Annotated in this window: 18 protein-coding genes and 1 pseudogene; 5 read left to right on the top strand and 14 right to left on the bottom strand. The window is 77.8% G+C overall.

From position 1 onward, the window contains the following. Positions 1-42: 42 nt before the first annotated feature. The 3 genes from ACRYR7_RS14305 to recA all read right to left on the bottom strand — a co-directional run bounded on the left by ACRYR7_RS14305 (position 43) and on the right by recA (position 2,039). Positions 43-339 (bottom strand): putative quinol monooxygenase, encoded by a 297-nt coding sequence (locus ACRYR7_RS14305; RefSeq protein WP_432572776.1) that lies wholly within the window; start codon positions 337-339, stop codon positions 43-45. An 84-nt stretch (positions 340-423) separates the two neighbouring features. Then, entirely contained in the window at positions 424-912 is a 489-nt protein-coding gene (locus tag ACRYR7_RS14300) for a regulatory protein RecX (protein WP_432572779.1), read from the bottom strand. Positions 913-995: 83 nt separating this feature from the next. Further along, entirely contained in the window at positions 996-2,039 is a 1,044-nt protein-coding gene (gene recA / locus ACRYR7_RS14295; RefSeq protein ID WP_432572775.1) for a recombinase RecA, read from the bottom strand. A gap of 275 nt (positions 2,040-2,314) precedes the next feature. Here recA and ACRYR7_RS14290 point away from each other — a divergent pair, with 275 nt between their 5' ends. Next, positions 2,315-3,334: an SMP-30/gluconolactonase/LRE family protein gene (locus ACRYR7_RS14290; RefSeq protein ID WP_432572774.1), complete on the top strand. Its 1,020-nt coding sequence runs from the start codon at positions 2,315-2,317 to the stop codon at positions 3,332-3,334. 25 nt (positions 3,335-3,359) lie between these two features. Here the strand turns inward: ACRYR7_RS14290 and ACRYR7_RS14285 are convergent, their stop codons facing one another. Continuing rightward, entirely contained in the window at positions 3,360-3,581 is a 222-nt protein-coding gene (locus tag ACRYR7_RS14285; RefSeq protein ID WP_432572773.1) for a DUF3046 domain-containing protein, read from the bottom strand. A 160-nt stretch (positions 3,582-3,741) separates the two neighbouring features. Here ACRYR7_RS14285 and ACRYR7_RS14280 point away from each other — a divergent pair, with 160 nt between their 5' ends. Next, a complete protein-coding gene (locus ACRYR7_RS14280; RefSeq protein WP_432572778.1) occupies positions 3,742-8,526 on the top strand; it encodes an ATP-dependent helicase in 4,785 nt (1,594 codons plus the stop codon). A 72-nt stretch (positions 8,527-8,598) separates the two neighbouring features. Beyond that, positions 8,599-9,552, top strand: coding sequence for a DNA-formamidopyrimidine glycosylase family protein (locus ACRYR7_RS14275; RefSeq protein WP_432572772.1), 954 nt, complete (start codon positions 8,599-8,601; stop codon positions 9,550-9,552). A 259-nt stretch (positions 9,553-9,811) separates the two neighbouring features. Here ACRYR7_RS14275 and ACRYR7_RS14270 read toward each other — a convergent pair. The 6 genes and pseudogenes from ACRYR7_RS14270 to ACRYR7_RS14245 all read right to left on the bottom strand — a co-directional run. Beyond that, positions 9,812-10,174: pseudogene (locus tag ACRYR7_RS14270) on the bottom strand (helix-turn-helix domain-containing protein); the annotation flags it as partial. 204 nt (positions 10,175-10,378) lie between these two features. Then, positions 10,379-10,888, bottom strand: a complete 510-nt coding sequence (locus tag ACRYR7_RS14265) for a CinA family protein (RefSeq protein WP_432572771.1) — start codon at positions 10,886-10,888, stop codon at positions 10,379-10,381. After that, entirely contained in the window at positions 10,885-11,484 is a 600-nt protein-coding gene (gene pgsA / locus ACRYR7_RS14260) for a CDP-diacylglycerol--glycerol-3-phosphate 3-phosphatidyltransferase (RefSeq protein ID WP_432572770.1), read from the bottom strand. Before pgsA ends, ACRYR7_RS14265 begins: the two co-directional genes overlap by 4 nt. Further along, positions 11,481-12,953, bottom strand: a complete 1,473-nt coding sequence (gene rimO, locus ACRYR7_RS14255) for a 30S ribosomal protein S12 methylthiotransferase RimO (protein WP_432572769.1) — start codon at positions 12,951-12,953, stop codon at positions 11,481-11,483. The genes pgsA and rimO overlap by 4 nt, the downstream gene beginning before the upstream one ends. A gap of 45 nt (positions 12,954-12,998) precedes the next feature. Then, positions 12,999-13,928: an NYN domain-containing protein gene (locus ACRYR7_RS14250; RefSeq protein ID WP_432572768.1), complete on the bottom strand. Its 930-nt coding sequence runs from the start codon at positions 13,926-13,928 to the stop codon at positions 12,999-13,001. 131 nt (positions 13,929-14,059) lie between these two features. Beyond that, positions 14,060-16,837 (bottom strand): FtsK/SpoIIIE family DNA translocase, encoded by a 2,778-nt coding sequence (locus ACRYR7_RS14245; RefSeq protein ID WP_432572767.1) that lies wholly within the window; start codon positions 16,835-16,837, stop codon positions 14,060-14,062. A 271-nt stretch (positions 16,838-17,108) separates the two neighbouring features. Between ACRYR7_RS14245 and ACRYR7_RS14240 the strand changes: the two genes are divergently transcribed. After that, positions 17,109-18,293, top strand: a complete 1,185-nt coding sequence (locus ACRYR7_RS14240; protein ID WP_432572766.1) for a heparan-alpha-glucosaminide N-acetyltransferase domain-containing protein — start codon at positions 17,109-17,111, stop codon at positions 18,291-18,293. A gap of 28 nt (positions 18,294-18,321) precedes the next feature. Here ACRYR7_RS14240 and ACRYR7_RS14235 read toward each other — a convergent pair whose 3' ends face one another. After that, the gene (locus tag ACRYR7_RS14235; protein WP_432572765.1) at positions 18,322-19,638 is read right to left on the bottom strand and encodes a Gfo/Idh/MocA family protein; all 1,317 of its coding nucleotides are present in this window, start codon (positions 19,636-19,638) and stop codon (positions 18,322-18,324) included. A gap of 138 nt (positions 19,639-19,776) precedes the next feature. On the opposite strand from ACRYR7_RS14235, the gene ACRYR7_RS14230 reads away from it, so the two are divergent. Then, positions 19,777-21,015 (top strand): glycoside hydrolase family 27 protein, encoded by a 1,239-nt coding sequence (locus ACRYR7_RS14230; RefSeq protein WP_432572777.1) that lies wholly within the window; start codon positions 19,777-19,779, stop codon positions 21,013-21,015. An 18-nt stretch (positions 21,016-21,033) separates the two neighbouring features. Here ACRYR7_RS14230 and ACRYR7_RS14225 read toward each other — a convergent pair whose 3' ends face one another. Genes ACRYR7_RS14225 through ACRYR7_RS14215 form a run of 3 tightly spaced genes read right to left on the bottom strand, consistent with a single transcriptional unit; the run spans position 21,034 to position 24,691 of the window. Beyond that, positions 21,034-21,531: a (2Fe-2S)-binding protein gene (locus ACRYR7_RS14225; RefSeq protein ID WP_432572764.1), complete on the bottom strand. Its 498-nt coding sequence runs from the start codon at positions 21,529-21,531 to the stop codon at positions 21,034-21,036. Further along, positions 21,528-22,427, bottom strand: a complete 900-nt coding sequence (locus ACRYR7_RS14220) for an FAD binding domain-containing protein (RefSeq protein WP_432572763.1) — start codon at positions 22,425-22,427, stop codon at positions 21,528-21,530. Before ACRYR7_RS14220 ends, ACRYR7_RS14225 begins: the two co-directional genes overlap by 4 nt. Next, complete coding sequence (locus tag ACRYR7_RS14215) at positions 22,424-24,691, bottom strand: xanthine dehydrogenase family protein molybdopterin-binding subunit (RefSeq protein WP_432572762.1); 2,268 nt, start codon at positions 24,689-24,691, stop codon at positions 22,424-22,426. Before ACRYR7_RS14215 ends, ACRYR7_RS14220 begins: the two co-directional genes overlap by 4 nt. Positions 24,692-24,960: the final 269 nt, after the last annotated feature.

The following is a 24,960-nucleotide window of genomic DNA, read 5'->3' as shown; positions in this document are numbered from 1 at the left end:
TGCGGCGCGCGCCGCACCCGCCGGGCGCTCACGCGGGGGGCCTCACAGGTCGGTGTCGACGCTCAGGCGCGTCAGCACCGGCGGCGCGGCCAGGACCTCGGCCAGCCGCGAGCCGCCCTCGGGCGTCTGCCGCCAGGCGCGGTAGGCGTCGTCGTCCTCCAGGGACGCCCACCGCTCCAGCAGCACCACGTGCGCCGCGTCGTCGGTGTCGCGCAGCACGTCCACGCCCAGGCACCCCTGGAAGGCGCGGGTGGCCTCGAGGGTCTCGGTGATGACGGCCGGGGCGGCGTCGAGCGCCTCGGGCTTCAGGCGCAGCTCCAGCAGGGACGTGATGGTCATCTCGGGCGTCCTCCTCGTCGTGGTGTCCGGCGAGGGTAACCACGCGGCCGCGGCCGTGCGCGGCGCGAGCGCTCCGCGGCGCGCTCAGCCCGGGGCCGTACCCGTCCCGTCGGTCTCGTGCTCCCCGTCGGCCTCGTGGTGCTCGTCCTCGCCGATCGCCTCGCGCACGAGCCTCATCACCAGGCCGGGCGGGTAGCCGCGGCGGGCGAGCACGCCGGCGAGGCGGCGCTGGCGGGCGGCGCGCTCCAGGCCGCGGGAGGCGGCCAGCGGCCGGCGCAGCAGCTCGCGGGCGGCCGCCTCCTCCACCTCGTCGTCGACGGCCTCGACGGCCTCGCGGGCGACCTCGTCCTCCACGCCCTTGCGGCGCAGCTCCTGCGCCAGGGCGCGCCGGCCGCGCTGGCGGCTGCGCGAGTGCACGTACGCCTCGGCGAAGGCGCCGTCGTCGACGAGGCCGACCTCCTCGAAGCGGTCCAGCACGTCGGTGGCGACCTGCTCGGGGACGTCCTTGGCGGCCAGCTTCTCCGCCAGCTGCGCGCGGGTGCGCGGCGCCATCGTCAGCTGGCGCAGCGCGATGGCGCGGGCGACCTCGTGCGGGTCGGCCTCCCGGTCCGGGTTCTCGTCCGCACCGGGAGGCCGCTGACCGCGAGCCCGTCGGCTCAGAAGCTCACCTCGGCCTCGGCGGCCTCGGCCGGGGCGTCGAGGCGGGCGCCGATGCCGAGCTTCTCCTTGATGCGCTTCTCGATCTCGTCGCCGAGGTCGGGGTTGTCGCGCAGGAAGGTGCGCGCGTTCTCCTTGCCCTGGCCCAGCTGGTCGCCCTCGTACGTGTACCAGGCGCCGGACTTGCGCACGAAGCCGTGCTCGACGCCGAGGTCGATCAGGCCGCCCTCGCGGGAGATGCCCTGGCCGTAGAGGATGTCGAACTCGGCCTGCTTGAACGGCGGGCTGACCTTGTTCTTGACGACCTTGACGCGGGTGCGGTTGCCGACGGGGTTGGTGCCGTCCTTGAGCGTCTCGATGCGCCGCACGTCCAGGCGCACCGAGGAGTAGAACTTCAGCGCCTTGCCGCCGGTCGTGGTCTCCGGCGAGCCGAACATCACGCCGATCTTCTCGCGCAGCTGGTTGATGAAGATCGCGGTGGTGCCGGAGTGGTTGAGCGCACCGGTGATCTTGCGCAGGGCCTGCGACATCAGGCGCGCCTGCAGGCCGACGTGGCTGTCGCCCATCTCGCCCTCGATCTCGGCGCGGGGCACCAGGGCCGCCACGGAGTCGATGACGATGATGTCCAGCGCGCCGGAGCGGATCAGCATGTCCGCGATCTCCAGGGCCTGCTCACCGGTGTCCGGCTGGGAGACCAGCAGCGCGTCGGTGTCCACGCCCAGCTTGGCGGCGTAGTCGGGGTCCAGCGCGTGCTCGGCGTCGATGAAGGCGGCGATGCCGCCGGCGCGCTGCGCGTTGGCGACGGCGTGCAGGGCCACGGTCGTCTTGCCGGAGGACTCCGGCCCGTAGACCTCCACGACGCGCCCGCGCGGCAGGCCGCCGATGCCGAGAGCGATGTCCAGGGAGATGGCACCCGTGGGGATGACCTCGATGGGCGGGCGGCTCTCGTCGCCCAGGCGCATGACGGAGCCCTTGCCGAACGACTTGTCGATCGCGGCCAGGGCGGATTCGAGGGCCTTCTCGCGGTCCGCAGGAGCGGGCATGTCCTCACCTCGGGTAGGGGTGGCCGACAGCTTCGGCCCGGTGTGTTCTTCCGACCCGGGGAACGCTACGGCCCGCCTCCGACACGAGCGGTGCACGCGGCCCGGCGTGTGGAGCGCGGGGCCGGACGGCCCCCTGTGGAACACCCGCGATCCTATCCGTACAGGTGTTCGAGGCCCAGCCCGCGGCACGCCCGCGCCGGCCGCCCCGCGCGGGCCACGGGCGCCCTAGGCTGCGCGCGTCCCACCCGGCAGCACCGAGCAGCGACGGAGCGCACGTGAGCGGCACCACCGGGCACCCGCGGGTCCTCGACGAGCGCGGGCGCGGCCTGCTGCCCGCGGGCGCGCGCCTGGAGCACCTGGGCAGCGGCAGCACCTGGGCCGAGGGGCCCCTGTGGCTGCCGGAGGAGCAGGCGCTGGTCGTCAGCGACATCCCCGGCGACCGGGTGCTGCGCTGGGACGAGGCCGGCGGGCTGCGGGTGGACCGCGAGCGCGTGGGCTTCACCAACGGGCGCACCCTGGACCGCGAGGGCCGGGAGGTGTTCTGCTCGCACGGGCGCCGCTCGGTGGAGCGGCGCGAGCGCGACGGCTCCACCACCGTGCTGGCCGACCGGGTCGGCGGCGTCGGCGGCGTCGGCGGCGTCGGCGGCGTCGGCGGCACGGGCGGGGCGCGGCTGAACTCCCCCAACGACGTCGTCGTCGCCTCCGACGGCGCGGTGTGGTTCACCGACCCGCCCTACGGCATCAGCGTGCCCGAGGAGGGCCACGAGGGCGCCCGCGAGTACGGCGACAACCACGTCTTCCGCCTGGACCCGGCCACCGGTGAGCTGCGGGTCGTCGTCACCGACGTGGAGGAGCCCAACGGCCTGGCGTTCTCCCCCGACGAGTCGCTGCTGTACGTCGCCGACACCTCCGCGGCGCCCACGCCCGGGGCCGGCGCGAACCGGCTGATCCGCGTCTACGACGTGCGCCGCGGCACCCCGGGCGGGCGCGGGCCCGACGCGCGCCCCGGCGGCCCGGTCGCCAAGAACGGGCGGGTGTTCACCACGGTGGACCGCGGCCTGGCCGACGGCTTCCGCGTCGACGCCGGGGGCAACGTGTGGACCTCCAACGGCGACGCGGTGACCGTCTTCGCACCCGACGGCGCGCGCCTGCTGGAGGTCGTCGTCGGCGAGGTCGTCGCCAACCTCTGCTTCGGCGGCCCGGACGGGCGCGACGTGTTCGTCGCCGCCTCCACGGGCCTGCACCGGCTGCGCACGAACGCCACCGGCGCCGGGCTGTGGTGGCTCGGCGGCTGAGCGCGCCGCACCCGCGCGCGGGTCCTCAGCGCCGGGGCGGGCGGTCCTTGCCCAGGCGGCGGGCGGGGGGCACGTCCATCGCGTCGCACAGCGCCAGCCACACCCGCTTGGGCTCCACGCCGGCGTCCAGGGCCTGCAGCGGCGTGCGGTCGTCCAGGCCCAGCAGGACGGTGTCGTGCGCCAGGGAGCGCCCGTAGGCGCTGCCGAACTCGTCCTCCACCAGGGTCCAGAACTCGCTGACTCGCACGCGGGCAGGGTGCCACGTCCCGCTGCGCGGGCGCGTGTCGGAGGGGGGTGCTGGGATGGTCGCCATGTCCCCCCGCGCCGCGCGACCCGCCCCCGACAGCACCGCGGCCGACGCGGAGGCGGACCGCGGCGCGGGGCCGGACGGGGCGGGCGCGGGCGCGGTGCCCCCCGCGGAGGAGGTCCTCGCCCGCTTCTCCCCCGCCACCCGCGCCTGGTTCACCGGCGCCTTCGAGGCGCCCACGCCCGCGCAGCTGGGCGCCTGGGACGCCGTCAGCCGCGGCCGGCACGCGCTGGTGGTGGCGCCCACCGGCTCGGGCAAGACGCTCTCGGCGTTCCTGTGGGCGCTGGACCGCCTGGCCGGCGAGCCCGTGCCCGAGGACCGCGACCTGCGCTGCCGGGTGCTGTACGTCTCCCCGCTGAAGGCGCTGGCCGTGGACGTCGAGCGCAACCTGCGCAGCCCGCTGACCGGCATCCGCCAGGCCGCGCAGCGCCTGGGCCTGCCGGTGCCGGACGTGCGGGTGGGCGTGCGCTCGGGCGACACCCCGGCCGACGAGCGCCGCTCCTTCACCCGCACCCCGCCGGACGTGCTGATCACCACGCCGGAGTCGCTGTTCCTGCTGCTGACCTCCAGGGCCCGCGAGCAGCTGCGCGGGGTGCACACCGTCGTGCTCGACGAGGTGCACGCGATGGCCGGCTCCAAGCGCGGCGCGCACCTGGCGCTGTCGCTGGAGCGCCTGGACGCCCTGGTCACCGCCGCCGGCGGCGAGCCGACCCAGCGGGTGGGCCTGTCCGCGACGGTGCGGCCGGTGACGACGGTGGCCGAGTGGGTCTCCGGCGGGCGGCCGGTGACGGTCGTGCAGCCGCCGTCCACCAAGCGCTTCGACCTGCGCGTGGTGGTCCCGGTGCCGGACATGAGCGAGCTGGACTCCTCCGGCCGCGGCCCGGCCGACGAGGACGACCTGACCGGCCAGGCGGCCGGGGACCAGCGCCGGGCCAGCATCTGGCCGCACGTGGAGGAGCGCATCGTCGACCTCGTCGCCGAGCACCGCTCCACCCTGGTCTTCGCCAACTCCCGGCGGCTGTCGGAGCGGCTGACCGCCCGCCTGAACGAGGTGTGGGACGAGCGCCTGCACGCCGACGACGAGCAGGACGGCGGGGAGGGCGCGCAGGCCGCGGGCGCCCTCGGCGCGGGCCGCCCCGCCGGTGCGCCGGCGGAGCTGATGGGCGGGGCGGGGCAGGCCTCCGGCGCCCCGGCGGTGCTGGCCCGGGCCCACCACGGCTCGGTGTCCAAGGAGCAGCGCGCCCTCATCGAGGAGGAGCTCAAGGCCGGCCGGCTGCCCGCGGTGGTGGCCACCTCCAGCCTGGAGCTGGGCATCGACATGGGCGCCGTCGACCTCGTGGTGCAGGTGGAGTCCCCGCCCAGCGTGGCCAGCGGCCTGCAGCGCGTCGGGCGCGCCGGGCACCAGGTGGGCGCGGTCTCGCGCGGGGTGCTGTTCCCGAAGTTCCGCGGCGACCTGCTGCAGACGGCCGTGGTGGTGGAGCGGATGCGCGAGGGGCGCATCGAGGAGCTGCGGGTGCCTGCCAACCCGCTGGACGTGCTGGCCCAGCAGGTCGTGGCGATGGTGGCGATGGACGAGTGGAGCGTGCCGGAGCTGCACGAGCTCGTGCGCCGCGCCGCCCCGTTCGCCACCCTCTCGCGCCCGGTGCTGGACGCGGTGCTGGACATGCTCTCCGGGCGCTACCCCAGCGACGAGTTCGCCGAGCTGCGCCCGCGCCTGGTGTGGGACCGCGTCACGGAGACCCTCACCGGCCGGCCCGGCGCCCAGCGCCTGGCGGTCACCAGCGGCGGCACCATCCCCGACCGCGGTCTGTTCGGCGTCTTCCTGGCCGGCGGGGAGGGGCCGGGCCGGCGCGTGGGCGAGCTGGACGAGGAGATGGTCTACGAGTCGCGCGTGGGCGACGTCATCACGCTGGGCTCCTCGGCCTGGCGGGTGGAGGACATCACCCACGACCGGGTGCTGGTCACCCCCGCGCCCGGGCAGCCGGGCCGGCTGCCCTTCTGGCACGGGGAGGCGCTGGGCCGGCCCGCGGAGCTGGGCCGGGCGCTGGGCGCGTTCGTGCGCGAGCTGGGCTCGCTGGACGGCGGGTTCACCGGTGCCGCCGCCCGCGAGCGGGTGCTGGCCTCCGGCATGGACGAGTGGGCCACGGACAACCTCGTCTCCTACCTGGACGAGCAGCGCGGGGCCACCGGGCACGTGCCCGACGACCGCACGATCGTCGTGGAGCGCTTCCGCGACGAGCTGGGCGACTGGCGCGTGTGCGTGCACTCCCCCTTCGGCGGGCAGGTGCACTCCCCCTGGGCGCTGGCGCTGGGCGCGCGCATGCGCGAGCGCTTCGGCGTGGACGTGCAAGCCATGCCCGCCGACGACGGCATCGTGCTGCGCCTGCCGGACCTGGACCTGCCCGAGGGGCAGGGCCCGGACGTCGCCGACCTCGTCGCGCTGGAGGCCGAGGAGGTCGCCGAGCTGGTGACGGCGGAGATCGGCGGCTCGGCGCTGTTCGCCGCCCGCTTCCGCGAGTGCGCCGCCCGCGCGCTGCTGCTGCCGCGGCGCCAGCCGGGCAAGCGCCAGCCGCTGTGGCAGCAGCGCCAGCGCGCCGCCTCGCTGCTGCAGGTCGCCAGCCGGTTCGCGAGCTTCCCGATCGTGCTGGAGACGGTGCGCGAGTGCCTCTCCGACGTCTTCGACGTCACGGGCCTGGAGCAGCTCATGCGCGACCTCGCCGCCCGGACGGTGCGCGTGGTCGAGGTGGAGTCGCAGCAGCCCTCGCCGTTCGCGCGCGGGCTGATGTTCGGCTACGTCGCGCAGTTCCTCTACGAGGGCGACTCCCCGCTGGCCGAGCGCCGCGCCGCCGCCCTGGCGCTGGACCCGGGCCTGCTGGCCGAGCTGCTCGGGCGCGGGGAGGGCGCGGCGCTGCGCGACCTGCTGGACCCCGAGGCCGTGGAGCGCACCGAGGCGGAGCTGCAGCGGCTGGCGCCCACCCGCCGCTGCGCCGACGCGGAGGACGTCGCGGACCTGCTGCGGGTCCTGGGGCCGCTGACGACCGCGGAGGTCGCCGCGCGCAGCGGGCGCTCCGCGCCCGAGGAGGAGCCCGTCCACGTGCCCGAGGGCGAGGTGGCGCGCTGGCTGGTGTCCCTGGAGGAGGCGCGCCGGGTCATCCGGGTGCGCGTGGCCGGCCAGGAGCACTGGGCCGCGATCGAGGACGCCGGCCGGCTGCGCGACGGGCTGGGCACGCCCCTGCCCGTGGGGGTGCCCGAGGCGTTCACCGAACCGGTCGCCGACCCCCTGGGGGAGCTGTTCGGCCGCTACGCGCGCACCCGCGGGCCGTTCACCGTGGCGCAGGCCGCCGCCCGCTTCGGCGTGGGGCGGGCGGTGGCGCACGACGCGCTGCAGCGCCTGCGCGCCGCCGGCCGGCTCGTCGAGGGCGAGCTGCGCCCCGGCGGCACCGGGCTGGAGCTGTGCGACGCGGACGTGCTGCGGGTGCTGCGCCGGCGCTCCCTGGCGGCGCTGCGCGCCGACGTCGAGCCGGTCGCCCCGCGCGACCTGGCGCGCTTCCTGCCCGCCTGGCAGGGCGTGGGCACCGGGCTGCGCTCGCGCCTGCGCGGCGTGGACGGGGTGCTGCGCGCCGTGGAGCAGCTCGCCGGCGCCGTGGTGCCGGCCAGCGCGCTGGAGCCGCTGGTGCTGGCCTCGCGCGTGGAGGGCTACTCCCCCGCCATGCTCGACGAGCTGACCGCCGCCGGGGAGGTGGTGTGGTCCGGGCACGGCACCCTGGCCGGCGAGGACGGCTGGGTCTCGCTGCACCCGGCGGACCTGGCCCCGCTGACGCTGCCGGACCCCGCCGGCTCCGAGGTGCCGGTGGACACCGAGCTGCACCGCGCGGTGCTGCAGGCGCTGGGGGGCGGGGGCGCGTACTTCTTCCGCGCCCTGTCCGACGCGGTCGGCTCCACCGACGACGCGGCCCTGACCGGCGCGCTGTGGGACCTGGTGTGGTCCGGCCACCTCACCAACGACACGCTGGCGCCGCTGCGCAACCGCCTGGGCGGCGGCCGCGGGGCGCACCGGACGAAGGGGGCCGCGCCGCGCTCGCGCTACGCCCGCCCCGGCGCCGTGCGGCGCCCCGGCACGGGGCTGCGCGGCGCGCGCGCGGAGCTGCCCTCGCGCAGCGGGCCGCCGGCGGCGGCGGGCCGCTGGTCGCTGCTGCCGGAGCTGGAGGGCGACGCCACCGTGCGCGCGCACGCCGCGGCCGAGGTGCTGCTGGACCGGCACGGGGTGCTCACCCGCGGCGCGGTCGGCGCCGAGCGGGTGCCCGGCGGGTTCGCCGCCGTGTACCGGGTGCTGGCCGCCTTCGAGGAGGCCGGGCGGGCCCGGCGCGGCTACTTCGTCGAGGGGTTGGGCGCCTCGCAGTTCGCGAGCACCGGGGCGGTGGACCGGCTGCGCGACAGCGCCCGGCCGCTGGGCGGGCACAGCCCCTCCCAGCGCCGCGACGAGCGGGCCGAGGCCCGCCCGGGGGCGCTGGTGCTGGCCGCCACCGACCCCGCCAACCCGTACGGCGCGGCGCTGCCCTGGCCGGAGCGGCCACAGGGCAGCGCGGGCGCCTCGGGGCACCGGCCCGGGCGCAAGGCCGGGGCGCTGGTGGTGCTCGTCGACGGCGACCTCGTCCTGTACGTCGAGCGCGGCGGGCGCTCGGTGCTCTCCTGGGGGGAGGCGAGCGAGCCGCTGCAGGCGGCGGCCGACGCCCTGGCCCTGGCCGTGCGCGACGGCGCGCTGGGCAAGCTGACCGTCGAGCGCGCCGACGGGGCGGAGGTGCTCACCGCGGCCTCGCCGCTGGGCGCGGCCCTGGAGGCGGCCGGCTTCCACGCCACCCCGCGCGGCCTGCGGATCCGCACGTGAGCCGCCCCGGCGCGCGGGGGGCACCGGCGCGGGCGGCCGCCGGCGCGCCCCGGGGCGCGGGGGCGGGGGCCCGTGCCCGAGGGTGACGTCGTCTGGCGCACCGCGCGGCGCCTGCACGCCGCGCTGGCCGGGCGCGAGGTGCTGGCCAGCGACCTGCGCTGGCCGAGCCTGGCGACGGCGGACCTGTCCGGCCGGCGGGTGCTGGAGGTCGTCAGCGCGGGCAAGCACCTGCTCACCCGCCTGTCCGGCACCGACGGCGCCACCGGTACCGAGGGCGCCACCGGCGTCGACGCCGGTGGTGCGGACGCGGCGCCGCTGACCCTGCACAGCCACCTGCGCATGGAGGGGTCCTGGTACGTCGAGCGCACCGGTTCCGACGGGCGCGGCCGGCGCTCGTCCGCCGGCGTGCGGGCGGTGCTGGTCACCGGCGGGTGGACGGCGGTGGGGCACAAGCTGGGGATGCTCGACCTGGTGCCCACGGCCGCGGAGGGCGACCTCGTGGGCCACCTGGGCCCGGACCCGCTGGGGCCGGGCTGGGACGCGGCCGAGGCGCAGCGGCGCCTGCTCGCCGCGCCCGGGCGGCCGCTCGGCGAGGCGCTGCTGGACCAGCGGGTGCTGGCCGGGGTGGGCACCTTCTACCTGGCCGAGGCGTGCTTCCTGGCGGGCCTGAGCCCGTGGACGCCGGTGCGCGACCTGCCGGACCCCGCGGCGTTCCTGCGGCTCGTGCACCGCCTCCTGCACGCCAACAAGGACCGCACCGGGCAGGTGACCACCGGTGACCTGCGCCGGGGCCGGCAGAACTACGCCCACGCCCGCTCCGGCCTGCCGTGCCTGCGCTGCGGCACCACCGTGCGGGTGGCGATGATCGGGCCCGCCCCGCGCGAGCGCACGGCCTTCTACTGCCCGACCTGCCAGCCGGGGCCGGCGCCGACCGACGACGGCCGCGCGCAGCGGCCCCTGGGGGCGCAGCGGCGCGGGGCCGCACGCGCGTCAGCGGCGCGCCCGGCGCACCGGACGCGCCGCTGACGGCGCTGCTGCGGGTGGTGCGGTGGTGGACCGGACCTCAGGCGGCCGGGAGCAGGCGCCGGCGCAGGACCAGCTCCAGCTCCTCCGGCAGGCCGTCCAGCTCCAGGGGGAACTCGCCGCCGCCGGCGACGAGCTCCTCCAGGGCCGAGTCGACGAGGGCGTCGACGGCCTGGTCGACGACGGCGTCCACGTGCTCGCCGGTCGCCGGGGGGACCTCGGGGGCCTCCTCCAGGACCGGGCGGGCCGGCTGGGGCGCCGGCACGGCGGGAGCCGGCTCGACCCGGGGCAGGCGCGGGGCGGTGGCCACCCCGCCGGCGCCCTTGGGCGAGGTGCGCGGGGAGCCCGGAGCGGGCACCACGCCCTCGGCGGCGTAGGGGCGGTGACCGCCCTCCTCGTCGGCGATGCGGCGGGTCACCTCGCCGAGCACGTGGGACAGCGGGACGTCCAGGGCGGTGCAGATGGAGGCCAGCAGCTCGCTGGAGGCCTCCTTCTGGCCGCGCTCCACCTCGCTGAGGTAACCGAGCGAGACCCGGGCGGTCGAGGAGACCTCGCGCAGGGTCCGCTGCTGACCGCGCCGTTCGTCGCGCAGCACGTCACCGATCGTCCGGCGGAGCACGACCATGCGGCGGCCTCCCTCAGGGAGTCGAGGGGGCAGGCCTCGGAGGGCCGGTCGTCCGTTCGGCGCTCCTCGGTGGCTGCCCGTACTGGAACCACCACCGTACCCCGGGGAACGCGTCGGGGTCGTGGTGGGAACGGAGTTGCGCACGTCCAGCTCAACTCTCGCCCGGCCGCCGGTGTTCCGCGCGCACGCGCACAGCGACGAGGATCACCCCCGCGGGTGCAGGACCCCCGCCAGGTCGGCCAGGACCGCCTCCACCGCCCCGCGGCGCACCGCGGCGCGCTCCCCCGGCAGCGCCAGCCGGCGGGCGGTGGCGCCCCCGGGCAGCGCGTCGGCGGCCACGGCCACGTAGACGGTGCCCGCCTCGTGGCCGTCGGCGGGGCCGGGACCGGCCACGCCGGTGGTGGCCAGCCCGACGTCCGCGCCCAGGCGCTCGCGCACCCCGCGCGCCATCTGGCGGGCGACCTCGGCGTCCACGGGCCCGGTGCGGGCCAGCAGGGCGGCGTCCACGCCGAGCACGGAGGCCTTCAACTCGGTGGCGTAGGCCACCACCGCCCCGCGCACCACCGCGGAGGCGCCGGGCACGTCGACGAGCGCGGCGCACACCAGCCCGCCGGTCAGGGACTCGGCGGTCGCCACGCTCAGCCCGGCCGCCCGCAGCGCCGCGACGGCCTCCACCGCCGCGGGCACCGGGGCGCCCGCGCCCGGCGCGCTCACCTGCGCAGCAGCTTCAGCCCGGCCGCGAAGTACCCGCGGGCGCTGGTGAGGGTGAGCACCACCGCCACCAGCATCAGCGCCTGCAGCGGCCAGTGCGTCCAGCCGGGCAGCGGCAGCACGAAGAGGAACACGGCGACGATCTGCACGACCGTCTTGACCTTGCCGCCGCGGTCGGCGGGGATGATCACGCCGCGGCGGACGACGAGGAAGCGCAGGAGGGTGACGAGCACCTCGCGGGCCAGGACCAGCACGGTCATCCACCACGGGACGCGGCCCTGGGCGGACAGCACCAGCAGAGCGCTGCCGATGAGGGCCTTGTCGGCGATGGGGTCGGCGAGCTTGCCGAAGTCGCTGACGGTGCCCCAGCGGCGCGCCAGGTGGCCGTCGTAGCGGTCGGTGATGCTGGCGGCGGCGAAGACGGCCGTGGCGGCCAGCCGCCAGCGCCAGTCCTGCCCGCCGTCGTGGGCCAGGAACCACACGAACAGGGGCACGAACAGCAGCCGCAGGACCGTCAGCGCGTTGGGCAGGTGCAGGCGGTGGGCCGTGCGCCACTCGAAGCGCGCCGGGCGCTGCGGCCGGTCCGTGCGGCTGCTCACGCCGGCACCGGCGTCGGGGCCCCCACGAGCGGCTCGGCCAGCAGGTCGGCGCCGGAGACGCCGGTGACGCGGGCGCGCACCAGGTCGCCCACGGCCACGCGGGCGCCCGGGGGCAGGTCCAGCTCGGTCTCGCCGTCGACGTCGGGCCCCTGGTGGGCGGCGCGGCCCACGACGTGCGGGTCGCCGTCCTCGTCCACGACGGACTCCACGAGGACCTCCACGACCTCGCCCAGGCGCTCCTCGGCGCGCTGGGCGACGAGCTCCTCCACGAGGCGGCTCACGCGGTCGGCGCGGGCGGCGACCACGTCGTCGGGCAGCTTGCCGTCCAGGCCGGCGGCCTCGGTGCCGTCCTCGTCGGAGTAGGCGAAGACGCCGACGACGTCGAGGCGGGCGCGCTCAAGGAAGGAGCACAGCTCGTCCACGTCGTCCTCGGTCTCGCCGGGGAAGCCGACGATGACGTTGGAGCGCACGCCGGCCAGCGGGGCGCGCTCGCGCACCTGCTCCAGCAGGGCCAGGAACGGCTCGGTGCCGCCGAAGCGGCGCATCCGGCGCAGCACCGCGGGCGAGGAGTGCTGGAAGGACAGGTCGAAGTACGGCACGACGCCGGGGGTGGCGGTCAGGGCGTCCAGCAGCCCGGGGCGCACCTCGGCCGGCTGCAGGTACGACACGCGCACCCGCTCGATGCCCTCCACCGCCGCCACCCGCGGCAGCAGGGCCTCCAGGGCGCGCAGGTCGCCGAGGTCCTTGCCGTAGCTGGTGGTGTTCTCGCTGACGAGGAAGACCTCCTTGACGCCCTGCCCGGCCAGCCAGCGCACCTCGGCGAGCACCTCGTCGCCGGGCCGGGAGACGAAGGAGCCGCGGAAGGCGGGGATGGCGCAGAAGGTGCAGCGCCGGTCGCAGCCGGCGGCGATCTTCACGGGCGCCCAGGGGCCGGAGCCGAGGCGGCGGCGCACCACGCGCGGGCCGCTGGCCGGGGCCAGGCCCTCGGGCAGCTCGCTGAGCTGCACGGCGGTGCGGGCGGCCTGGCGCTCGGCGGGGGCCAGCGGCAGCAGGGTGCGCCGGTCGCGCGGCACGTGCGCCTGCGGGCGCTCCCCGTGCAGGACCGCCTCGAGGTGGCTGGAGAGGTCGCCGTAGGAGTCGAAGCCGAGCACGGCGTCGGCCTCGGGCAGCGACTCGGCCAGGTCGCGGCCGTAGCGCTCGGCCAGGCAGCCGACGGCCACGACGGCGCCGGTGCGCCCGGACTCCTTCAGGTCGGCGGCGGCCAGGACGGTGTCGATGGAGTCCTTCTTGGCCTGCTCGACGAACCCGCAGGTGTTGACGACGGCGACGTCGGCGCCGTCGGGGTCGTCGACGAGGTCCCAGCCGGCGTCGGCGAGGCGGCCCGCCAGCTCCTCGGAGTCCACGTCGTTGCGGGCGCAGCCGAGGGTGACGAGGGCGACGGAGCGGCGTTGCGCGGAGGTGCCTGGCACGCCCCCAGGGTACGCAGTCCCGCGGGGCCCGGCCGCCCGCGCGGTTCAGACCGCCCGCGCCCGAGGGGGTCCGGGCGAGGGCACGCGGCCGGGGTCGCCGGCGCCCGGCGGGTGCGGGACGGGGTGGGCCGGCGCGGGGCGCGGCCCCTCCGCGACCGGTCCGGGCGGGGGCGCGGGGGGCGGGGCGGGCGTCCCCGGGTAGGGGCCCGGGTGCGGGACCGGGTGCGGCGCGGGGTTCGGCGCGACGTGGGGGCCGCCGGGCGGCGCCGGGCGGGGCGCGGGCTCGGCACCCGCGGGTGCGGGGGCCTCGGGCGCGGGGGCGGGGGCGGCCTCGGCGAGCGCGGGCGCCGGGTGCGGCTCCTCCAGCAGGGCGCGCATGGGCCGGGTGGGCCGGAACCAGCCGCCGTCGGGCGGCAGGGCGGTCAGGCGGGTGCGCCCGAGGGAGACCTGGAAGGCGCCGGGGACGTCCTCGAGGTCGACGAACTCGATGTGCGGGGACTCCTGGGCGTAGCCGGCGACCTCGGCGAAGGAGAGGACGACGCAGCGCACGCCGGCGCGGTGGAGCTCCTCCAGCGGGGCGAGGAAGTTGCGGCCGTCGCCGCTGGCGACGACGAGGCGGCGCAGGCGGTGGCTGGCGGCGCGGTCGGCGATGTGGCGCAGCATCGCGTCGTCGACGTCGTCCTCGGGGTGCAGCTTGGGGCGGGCGAAGACGGCGTAGCCGAAGCTGCGCAGCGCCTCGATCCAGCCTCGCAGGGAGACGGCGGCGGCGGGCTGGACGTTGGTGAACACGCAGCCCTCGACCTCGTGGTCGCCGGCCTCGGAGAGGAACCAGCGGGCGATGGCGTCGAAGCGGGGCCGGTCGGAGGAGGCCGGGCGCGAGCCGAGGATCGCCGACAGGGTCATGTCGATGTTCGGCGCGTCCCACACGAGCAGGTCGAGGTCCCGCGAGGGCTCGTGGGGGCGCGGCGAGTCCATGAGCAACAAATTACACGGAGAGTTACCGGAATGCGACGCAGTGCGGTCTGGAGGTGACTCGGCGTGGCTACAGGGCCCGCGCCGCGGCGCGCCGGGTCGAGCGCCGGGTCAGCGCCGGGTCGAGCGCCGGGTCAGCGCTGGGTCAGGTCCCAGGCGTCCTCGCCGCCGTCGGCCTCGACCTCCTCCAGCGGGCCGTCCGCGTCGGGCTCCAGCGCCCGCGGCGGCTCCTCCCCGCGCATGAGCGCGAGGGTGGCGGGCAGGTCCTCCGGGCGCACCAGCACGTCGCGGGCCTTGGAGCCCTCGCTGGGGCCGACCACGCCGCGCGACTCCAGCAGGTCCATGAGCCGGCCGGCCTTGGCGAAGCCCACGCGCAGCTTGCGCTGCAGCATCGAGGTGGAGCCGAACTGCGTGGTGACGACCAGCTCGGCGGCCTGCAGCAGCACCTCGAGGTCGTCGCCGATCTCCTCGTCGACCTGCTTCTTCTGCGCCGGGGCGACCACGTCGTCGCGGTACGCCGGGGCGAGCTGGGCCTTGACGTGAGAGACGACGGCCTCGATCTCGCTCTCGGTGACCCAGGCGCCCTGCACGCGCATCGGCTTGGAGGCGCCCATCGGCAGGAAGAGCGCGTCGCCCTGGCCGACGAGCTTCTCGGCGCCGGGCTGGTCGAGCACGACGCGCGAGTCGGCCAGCGAGGAGGTGGCGAACGCCAGGCGGCTGGGCACGTTGGCCTTGATCAGCCCGGTGACGACGTCCACCGAGGGGCGCTGCGTGGCCAGGACCAGGTGGATGCCGGCCGCGCGCGCCAGCTGGGTGATGCGCTGGATGGAGGCCTCCACGTCGCGCGGGGCGACCATCATGAGGTCGGCCAGCTCGTCGACGATCACCAGCAGGTACGGGTAGGGCTGCAGCACGCGCTGGGAGCCCTCCGGCGGGTGGACCTTGCCCGCCCGCACCGCCTTGTTGAAGTCGTCGATGTGCTTGTAGCCGAACGCGGCGAGGTCGTCGTAGCGCAGGTCCATCTCGCGCACCACCCACTCCAGGGCCTCGGCGGCCTTCTTGGGGTTGGTGATGATCGGGGTGATCAGGTGCGGGATGCCCTCGTAGATCGTCAGCTCCACCCGCTTGGGGTCCACGAGCACCATGCGCACCTCGTCGGGCGTGGCCCGCATGAGGATCGAGGTGATCATGGAGTTGACGAAGCTGGACTTGCCGGCGCCGGTGGCGCCCGCGACGAGCAGGTGCGGCATCTTCGCCAGGTTGGCCACGACGAAGCCGCCCTCGACGTCCTTGCCCACGCCCATGACCATGGGGTGCTCGGTGCGGGTGGCCACCGCGCTGCGCAGCACGTCGCCCAGCGAGACGGTCTCGCGGTCGGTGTTGGGGATCTCGATGCCGATGGCGGACTTGCCGGGGATGGGCGACAGGATCCGCACGTCGGCGCTGGCCACGGCGTAGGCGATGTTCTTGGACAGCTGCGTGACGCGCTCGACCTTGGTGCCCGCGCCCAGCTCGACCTCGTAGCGGGTGACCGTCGGGCCGCGGGAGAAGCCGGTGACGCGCGCGTCGATGTCGAACTGGTCCAGCACCCCCGACAGCGCCTCGACGACGCGGTCGTTGGCGGCGCTGCGCTCCTTGGGGGGCGTGCCGGGGTCCAGGGTGGACGGCTCGGGCAGCGCGTAGGTGACGTCGCCGGCCAGCGCGAGCTGCTCGATGCGCGGGGGCATCGGGGTGTGCGGCGGCGCGGGCAGGTCCTTGGGGCGGGCGGCCGGCACGGCGGCGGCGTCGACGACCGGCGCGGCGCGCACCGGCCCGGGCGCGTCGTCGGCGGGGTCCGCGGGCGCGTCGGTGGACGCCTCGGCCGGGGCGTCGGCGGGCGCGCCGCGCCGCTGCCCCGGCCGCGGGCCGCGCGCGGGGGCGGCGGCGCCGCCGGCGGGGGCCGCCTCGTCGGCCGGCGGTGCGCCGTCGGTGGTGACGGCCGTCTCGAAGGCCTCGTCGCCGACGCGGCCGGGCAGCTCGCGGCGGCGCCGGCGCGCGGCGGGCGGGGCGTCGCCGTCCTGCGCGCCGTCCTGCGCGCCGTCGCGGCCCGCGGCGGCGCGGGCCCGGGCGAGCGCGGAGGCGGGCAGGTCCTTGCCGCGCGCGCCGCCGGCCGCGGTGCCCGCACCGGGGGCGTGCGGGCGGTGGGTGAGGCGCTCGTACGCCTCGCGCAGGCGCGCGGGGATGGCGTGCACCGGGGTGGCGGTGACGACGAGCAGGCCGAAGAAGCCCAGCAGCAGCAGCAGCGGGACGGTCACCCAGTTCGTCAGGGCCGTGGACAGCGGCCCGGCGACGAGGAAGCCGAGCATGCCGCCGGCGTCGGTGACGACGTCGGCGCCGGCGGGCCCGGTGGGCGAGGGGGCCTCGGCGCCCAGGTGCACCAGGCCGGCGGCCGACAGGGTCAGCGCGGTGGTCCCCACGACGGCGCGGGTGGTGGTCTGGGTGCGGTCGGGGTGGCGCAGCAGGTGCACGGCCAGCCCGAGCAGCACGACGGGCAGGGCCAGGGCCACCTCGCCGAAGGTGCCGGCGGCGACGGTGTGGATGACCGCGCCCGCGCGCCCGGGCAGCCCCCACCACTCGCGGGCGGCCACGACGATCGCCAGGGCCAGCAGGACCAGGCCGGCGCCGTCGCGGCGCAGCTCGGGGTCGAGCTCGCGCGCGCCGCTGCCGATGCCGCGCACGGCGCCGCCGAGCAGGTGGGCGGAGCCGCTGAAGACGGCGGAGAGGGCGCGCGCGGGCCAGCCCGGCCCGGCGGACGCCGTGCGCGCGGGCGCGGGGCGCTTGGCGGGGGCGCGCCCGGCGGCGGGGCGGGCGCCGCCGCGGGCGGGCGTCTTCGCGGGCGTCTTCGCTGGCGTCCTGCTCCCGGCCTTGGCCACCGTCGAGGCCCCTCCCTTGCTGGTGCGCGTGCTGGTGCGCGCGGACGCGGAGCGGGGGGCGGGTGGTCGGGACCCGCTCCCGGAGGTCCCCCGGGTCGGCGCGGTGGTGCGTGCGTTCGTGCGGGGGGCCATGCGGCTCACCGTACTGGCGCGCGGCGGCTCCGGCCGGGCGGCGCGCCCGCACCGCGAGCGTGCCCCCGGCCCGGCGCCGGGCGGCGGCGACGCGCCGCGACCGGCTGGCGACGGGCGGTGCGCCGTCCAGACTGTGACCGTGGCGACCCCCTCCCCCGCGCCCTCCCCCGGCGCCCCCGCGAGCCCCCCGCCGGCGACGGCCCGCGACGCGGCCCGCGTGGTGGGCGTGGACCTGGCCCGGGCGGTGGCGATCGCCGGGATGGTGGCCGTGCACGTGCTGCCCGAGGGCTCCACGGGCCTGCCGGGCGCGCTGTACGACCTCGCCGACGGGCGCGCCTCGGGGTTGTTCGGGGTGCTGGCGGGGGTGTCGCTGGGGCTGTCCACGCGCCGCACGCCGCCGGGGCCGCGCCCGCGCGCGGCCGCGCGGGTCGGCGTCGCGGTGCGCGGGGTGCTGGTGGCCCTGCTGGGGCTGGCGCTGGTGAGCGCGGGCAGCCGCATCGCGATCGTGCTGCCGTACTACGGCGCGGCCTTCCTGCTGGTGCTGCCGGTGCTGTGGTGGCCGGCGCGGCGGCTGGCGGTGCTGGCGGCGGCGTGGCTGGTGGCCGGGCCGGTGGCGGGCTGGTGGCTGCGCGGCGCGCTGGCGCTGGCGCCCACCTACGAGCAGCCGACGCTGCTGGACCTGGCGCACCCGCTGGAGCTGCTGCGCACGCTGCTGCTGACGGGCTACTACCCGGTGCTGGGCTGGACGGCCTACCTGCTGCTGGGCCTGGCGGCGGCGCGCGCGGGCCTGGCGGGGGCGGCGGCGCTGCGGCTGCTGGGCGCCGGCCTGGTGCTGGCGGCGGGGTCGTGGGTGCTCAGCGCGCTGCTGCTGGGCCCGGCCGGCGGGCTGGCGCGCCTGGCGCAGCTGGGCGCGGTGCCGGGCGCGCCGTCGTGGACCTTCCACGGCACCGCGCCGACGGCCTCGCCGTGGTTCCTGGCGGTGGCCGAGCCGCACTCGGGCACGCCGCTGGACCTGCTGCACACCTCGGGCACGGCCCTGGCGGTGCTCGGGGCGGCGCTGCTGCTGCCGGCGGCGCTGACGCGGTTCCTGCTGCCGGTGGCGGCGTTCGGGTCGATGCCGCTGTCGGCCTACACCGCGCACGTGCTGGCGCTGGCGGCCCACCCCGGCGACGCGCCGTCGCTGCTGGCCGCGCACGTGCTGCTCGGGCTGCTGCTGGCCACGGGGTGGCGGCTGGCGTTCGGGCGCGGGCCGCTGGAGTCGGCGCTGTCGGGCGCGGCGGGCGCGGCCGCGGCGCTGGTGGCGCCGCGGCCGGCCCGGGGCTGAGGGCGCCGGGCCGGGCGCGCGGGGCGGCTCAGCCGCGCCCCCACAGCTCGAGCTCCTCGACGGCGACGGGCCGGCCGGCGGCCAGGGAGGCGTTGCCGGCGATGCCGACGGCCACGGCGCGCACCCCGTCGGTGTAGTCGGCCGGGGTGCCCAGCGGGTCCTCGCCGGGGCCGACGAAGACGTCGTGCAGCAGCCGCAGGTCGCCGCCGCCGTGGCCGCCCTCGCCGTTCTCGATCGCCACCTCGCGGGCGGTGCCCCAGTGCTCCTGCACGAGCAGGCGCTCGGAGACGGGCCGGGCCTCGCGCGCGTCGCGCTCCTCGGGCACGGCGCTGGGGTCGATGCCGCCGCCGGGGACGACGGCGCCGCGCTCGACGACGGTGAGCTCGGCGCGCCCGGCGGTGCCGTTGACGGCGACGGTGTAGCCCTCCCAGGGCGCGTGGGCGTTGAGGGAGTAGGACATGCTCGGCCCGCCGGCGTAGTCGACGACGAGGGAGAGGTTGTCCTCGATGTCGATCTCGCCGGTGAAGACGTCCTGGTCGCGCACGTAGCCGTCGTGCTGCTCGTTGTCGAGGTAGAGGCGCCGCAGCAGCTCGTCGCCGCGCAGGTCGAGCTGGAAGGGGTCGGCGGCGTCGCCGCCGGTGCCGCGCGGCGGGCGCGGGCCCAGGCCCCGGGCGGCGGCGTTCTTCGGGCCGTAGAAGCGCAGCCCGCCGCTGGCGAAGACGCGGCGCGGCTCGTCGTCGATCCACCAGTTCACCAGGTCGAAGTGGTGCGAGGCCTTGTGCACGAGCAGGCCGCCGGAGTTCTCCTTGCGCCGGTGCCAGCGGCGGAAGTAGTCGGCGCCGTGGGCGGTGTCCAGGACCCACTCGAAGTGCACGGAGGTCACGGTGCCGATCGCGCCGGAGGCGACCACGCGCTTGAGGGCGGTGTTGCGCGGGGAGTAGCGGTAGTTGAACGTCATGACGACGGAGCGGCCGCTGGTGCGCACCGCCTCCACGATGCGCCGGGCGCCGTCGGCGTCGGTGGTCAGCGGCTTCTCCACCACGACGTCGGCGCCGGCGAGCAGGGAGCGGGCGACGAGGTCGGCGTGGGTGTGGTCCGGGGAGGTGACCACGACGCGGTCCAGGCGCTGCTCGTCGATCGTGCGCTCGAGGTCGTCGGGGTGGAAGAGCACCGGCGCCGGCGCCCCGGCGGCCTCGGCGGCCTCGCGGTGGAAGCGGGCGCGGCCGGGGTTGGTGTCGCCCAGGGCGACGAGCAGCGCGTCCGCGGCGTGCGCGCCGGTCATCGCGTCCACGTACATGCGTGCCCTCGAGCCGCACCCCACCAGGCCGTAGCGGCGCTGCGCCATCGTCTCCCCCTCGAGCCGTGAAAGCCTTTTCCGAACGTGGACCCTAGGCTCCTGCCGAACCGCCGTCAACGACGAGGAGGACCCGTGCCCGACCCCGCCCCCGCCCCCGCCCCCGAGGTGCTCGCCGCCACCCCGCCCATGGGCTGGAACAGCTGGGACTGCTTCGGCACCACCGTCACCGAGGCGGAGGTCCTGGCCAACGCCGACCACCTGGCCGAGCACCTGCTGCCGCACGGCTGGGACACCGTCGTGGTGGACATCCAGTGGTACGAGCCGGTGACGCGGGCGCACGGCTACCGGCCCGTGTCCGAGCCGGTGCTCGACGCGCACGGGCGGCAGCTGCCCGCCCCCAACCGCTTCCCCTCCGCCGCCGGCGGGGCCGGCTTCGCCCCGCTGGCCGCGGCCGTGCACGAGCGCGGCCTGCGCTTCGGCCTGCACGTCATGCGCGGCGTCCCCCGCCGGGCCGTCGAGCTGGACCTGCCGGTGCTCGGCACGGACGCCACCGCCCGCGAGATCGCCGTGCCCGCGGACGACTGCGCCTGGAACCCCGACAACGTCGGGGTGGACCTGGACCACCCCGCCGGGCAGGCCTGGTACGACGCGCAGGTCGCGCAGTTCGCCGCCTGGGGCGTGGACTACCTCAAGCTCGACGACGTCCTGCACCCGTACCACGAGCGCGACGTCGCCGCCTACGCCACCGCGATCCGGCGCAGCGGCCGCCCGATCGTGCTGTCCACCTCCCCCGGCCGGCGGCTGTCCCTGGCGCGCGCGGAGCACCTGCGCGCCCACGCGCAGGTGTGGCGCGTCAGCGACGACCTGTGGGACCGGTGGGAGGACGTGCGCGAGCAGTTCCAGCGCGCCGCCCGGTGGGCGCCGCTGCAGGGCCCCGGCGGCTGGGCGGACCTGGACATGCTGCCGCTGGGGCGCGTCGGCATCCGCGCCGAGCGCGGCGAGGACCGCCTCAGCCGCCTGACCCTGGACGAGCAGCGCACGCTGGTGACGCTGTGGTGCGTGGCCCGCTCCCCGCTGATGTTCGGCGGGCACCTGCCCGACACCCCGCCGGAGACGCACGCGCTGCTGACGAACGACGCGGTGCTGGAGGTGCTGCGCAGCGGCTCGGGCGGGCGCGAGCTGCTGCGCGACGAGGAGCTGGTGGTGTGGACGGCCGACCTGCCCGCCGGCCGCTGCGTGGCGGTCTTCTGGCTGGACGAGGGGCCCAGCGGGCCGCTGCGGCTGAGCGCGGGCGACCTCGGGCTCGGCGCCGTCGGCGCGGTGCGGGACCTGTGGTCCGGCGAGCCCGTCGCGCCCGCGGACGGCGCCGTGCTCGTCGAGGTCCCCGCGCACGGGACCCGGCTGCTGCTGGTGACCGGCGGCTGAGGGCGGTCGGCGGGGGGCCTAGCGCGGCTGCTCCGGCGCGTCCGGGTCGCGCCCGGCGGCGCGCAGCACGGCCCGCCGGATCGGCTCGTAGCCGGTGCACCGGCACAGGTTGGACGTCAGCAGCCGCCGCAGCCGCTCGGGGTCGTCGACGACGGAGGGGTCCTGCTCCAGCGCCGCCTGCGCGAGCACCAGGAAGCCCGGGGTGCAGAAGCCGCACTGCAGGGCGTGCTCGGCGGAGAACGCCCGCTGCAGCGGGCTGAGCCCCGCCGCGCCCGCGCCGTCGGCGAGGCCCTCCACGGTGCGCACCTCGCGCCCCTCGCAGGAGACCGCCAGCACCAGGCACGAGCGCACCGCGCGCCCGTCCAGGGCGACGGTGCACGACCCGCACACGCCCTGCTCGCACGCCAGGTGGGTGCCGGTGAGGCCCAGGTCCTCGCGCAGCACGTCGCCGAGGTGGCGGCGCGGTTCGACGTCGACCTCGCGCTCCTCGCCGTTGACGCTCAGCCGCACCCTCACGCCGCCTCCTGCCGCTGTCCCCGGGCGTCGGCGAGCGCCGCGCCCAGCGCCCGGCGCACGAGCACCGAGAGCACCTGCCGCCGGTGGTCGATACCGCCGTGCGGTTCGGGCACGGGGTCGGCGTCCTCGTGCGCGGCCACCCGCGCGGCCCCGGCGAAGGCCTCCGGCGTCGCGGGGGCGCCGCGCAGGAGCCGCTCGGCGCGGTGGGCGCGCACGGGGCGGTCCGCGGCCCCGGCCAGGCCGATGCGCGCCGAGCGCACCGCGCCGTCCTCGACCTCCAGCACGGCCAGCGCGGCGGCCGCGGCGAAGCTGGCCTCGGTGCGCCGGTGCTCCAGGAACCCCGCGCCGGCGCCCGGCGGCGGCAGCGGCAGGCGGACCCCGGTGAGCAGCTCCGCGTCGCGGCGGACGGTGGCGTGCCGGCCGGTGAACCACTGCCCGGCGGCGACGGTGCGCGCGCCGGCGGGACCGCGCAGGTCCAGCACCGCGTCCAGGGTCACGGCGAGCACGCCCCACTCGGCGGTGGGGTGCGCCCACGCCAGGCTGCCGCAGAACGTGCCCAGCTCGCGGATGGGCGGGTGCCCGACGTGCTCGGCCAGCACCGGCAGCACGCGCCCCAGGGCGCCGGACGCCGCGGCCGGGTCCTCCAGCGCGCGGTGGCGCACGAGGGCGCCGACGCGCAGGTGCCCCTCGTGCACGCCGAGGCCGTCCAGGCCGGGCACCCGGCGCAGGTCCACCACGAGCGAGGGCCGCACCCGCCGGTGGTGCAGGTCCAGCAGCAGGCTCTGCCCGCCGGCCAGGACGGCGGCGCCGCCGGGCCGGTCGGCCCCGGCGGCCAGGGCCAGGACGGCGTCCTCGAGCGACGAGGGGGCGACGAGGTCGAAGGGCGGGGACTTCACGAGGCCGCCCCGGCGCGCGCCCCGGCGGCGGCGCGCCACACCCGCTCGGGGGTGAGCGGCATCTGCAGGGTCCCGGGGTCCTCGAGCTGCAGGGCGTCGGCCACCGCGTTGACGACCGCCGGCGGCACGCCGATGCAGCCGGCCTCCCCGGCTCCCTTGGCGCCCAGCGGGTTGCCGGGGTTGGGCGTCACGGTCTCCTCCAGCGTCATCGGCGGCACCTCGGACAGCGTGGGCAGCAGGTAGTCGAACAACCCGGCGTGCAGCTGCGGGACCCCGTCCTCGCCGTGGGGGACGTCCTCGTAGAGCGCCTGGCCGACGCCCTGGACGATGGAGCCGACCGTCTGCCCGCGGGTCAGGACGGGGTTCACCACGACGCCGTAGTCGTCGACGGCGACCAGGCGCAGCACCCGCACGTCGCCCAGCTCGGGGTCGACCTCCACCACCGCGGCGTAGCTGCCGAAGGGGAACGCGGCGTCCTGGCGGAACTCGTGGTCGGCGCGCAGCGCGCCCGTCGCCGCGACCAGCTCGGCCGTCTCGACGCGGCGGCCGCCGGGCAGGTCGAGCCCCCCGGAGCGCCAGGTCACCGACCCCGCTGGGACCTCCGGGCCACCGTCCGAGGCCCACCGCGCCGCGCGCCGGCGGGCCAGGTCGACGAGCTCCCCGGCGGCCAGGTGCAGGGCGGCGCCGCCCATCTGCATCGAGCGGCTGCCGAAGCTGCCGACGCCGCTGGCGACCTCGGCGGTGTCGGCGGCGACGTAGCGGACCCGGTCCAGGGGGACCCCGAGGACGTCGGCGGCGACCTGCGCGAGGGCGGTCTCGTGGCCCTGCCCGGTGGAGGAGGTGCCGCAGCGCGCTACGAACGTGCCGTCCGCCAGGGCCTCCACGCTGCCGAACTCGCGCAGCATCGGCCCGTCCCCGCCGGAGCGCTCCACGTAGCTGCAGAAGCCGACGCCGAGGGGCGGGGCGGCGGGGTCCTCCCGGCGGCGGCGCTGCTCGGCGCGCCAGCCATCCAGGCCGAGCGCCTCCACGCAGCGCTCCAGGGACCGGGCGTACTGCCCGCTGTCGTAGGTGCGCCCGGTGGGCGTGTCGTACGGGAACGCCTCGGGGGGCACGAAGTTCCTGCGGCGCAGCTCGACCGGGTCGACCCCCAGGCGCCGGGCGGCCAGCTCCACGGTGCGCTCGACGGCCGAGGCCGCCTCCGGCCGCCCCGCCCCGCGGTACGGCGCGGTCGGCGAGGTCGTGGTCACCACGCACCGCATGCGGGCGTGGACGTGCTCGGTGGCGTACGCGCCGGTGGCCATCAGGGCGGTCTGCTGCGGGACGATCACGCCGGTGTGCGGGTAGGCGCCGAGGTTCGCCAGCACGTCGAGGTCGAAGGCGAGGAAGCGCCCGTCGGCGTCCAGGGCCAGGCGCGTGCGCTGGTCCTGCCCGCGGCCGTGGGTGTGGGCGGTGAACGCCTCGGCGCGGTCCTCGACCCAGCGCACGGGGCGGTCCAGCCGCAGGGCCAGGGCCGCCACGACGAGGTACTCGGGGAACGTGGCGCTCTTGGAGCCGAACGCCCCGCCGGCGTCGGGGACCTGCACGCGCACGGCGTCCGGCGCCAGGTGCAGCGCCTGGGCGAGGTTGTCGCGCAGCCGGTGCGGCGCCTGGTGGGAGACCCGGACGTGCAGCCGGCCCTCCTCGGGCACGGCGAGGAACGCGCGCGCCTCCAGGGAGACGGGGGCCACGAGCTGCTGGCGGTACCGGCCCTCCACGACGAGGTGCGCGCGCTCCCACACCTCCTGCGGGACCGGGTCGCCGAACTCCGCCTCGACGGCGACGTTGGCGTGGCCGGGGAACAGCTCGGGCCCCTCCAGCGCGGCGGCGGGGTCCACGAGCGCGGGCAGCTCGTCGATGCGGTGGCGCACCGCGTCGACGCCGTCCTCGGCGCGGTAGCGGTCCGCGGCCAGGACCACCGCGACCGGCTGGCCGACGTGGCGCACCCGGTCGGTCGCGAGCGAGGGCCAGTCCCGGCCCTCCGCGACGCCGGGCTGCCCGAACGGCGGCACCACCGGCAGGCCGGGCAGGTCCCGCGCCGACCAGGCGCCCAGCACCCCGGGCACGCCGCGGGCCGCGGAGACGTCCACGTCGACGAGCACGCCGTGCGCGACGGGGCTGCGCACGAACGCCGCGTCCAGCAGCCGGGGCAGGGCGAGGTCGGCGACGTACAGCCCCGCGCCGCGCAGCAGCCGCAGGTCCTCGCGGCGGGTCAGCTCGGCGCTCACGCGCCCATCGCACACCCTCCGGCCGGGGGCCACCACCCGGAGCGGGGGCCGGCCCCGAGGGGCGCGGGGCCGGCGGGGGCTCAGCCGGCGGTGAGGAACGCGCGCGCGGGTGCGCCGTCGGCCCCGGGCACCAGCAGCGGCAGGCAGGTGAACCCGTAGCGCCCCGGGGCGGGGGGGCGCGGGGGCCGGGGGCCCCCCGCCACCACCCCCCCGGGCCGCACCCCCACCTGGGGGGGGGCGGGGGGGTGGTGCGGGGGGGCGGTTCAGTT

The organism is Kineococcus gurbantunggutensis, assembly GCF_050871925.1.
In the GTDB taxonomy this organism is placed as follows: Bacteria; Actinomycetota; Actinomycetes; order Actinomycetales; family Kineococcaceae; genus Kineococcus.
This window is presented reverse-complemented; position numbering and strand designations above follow the sequence as displayed.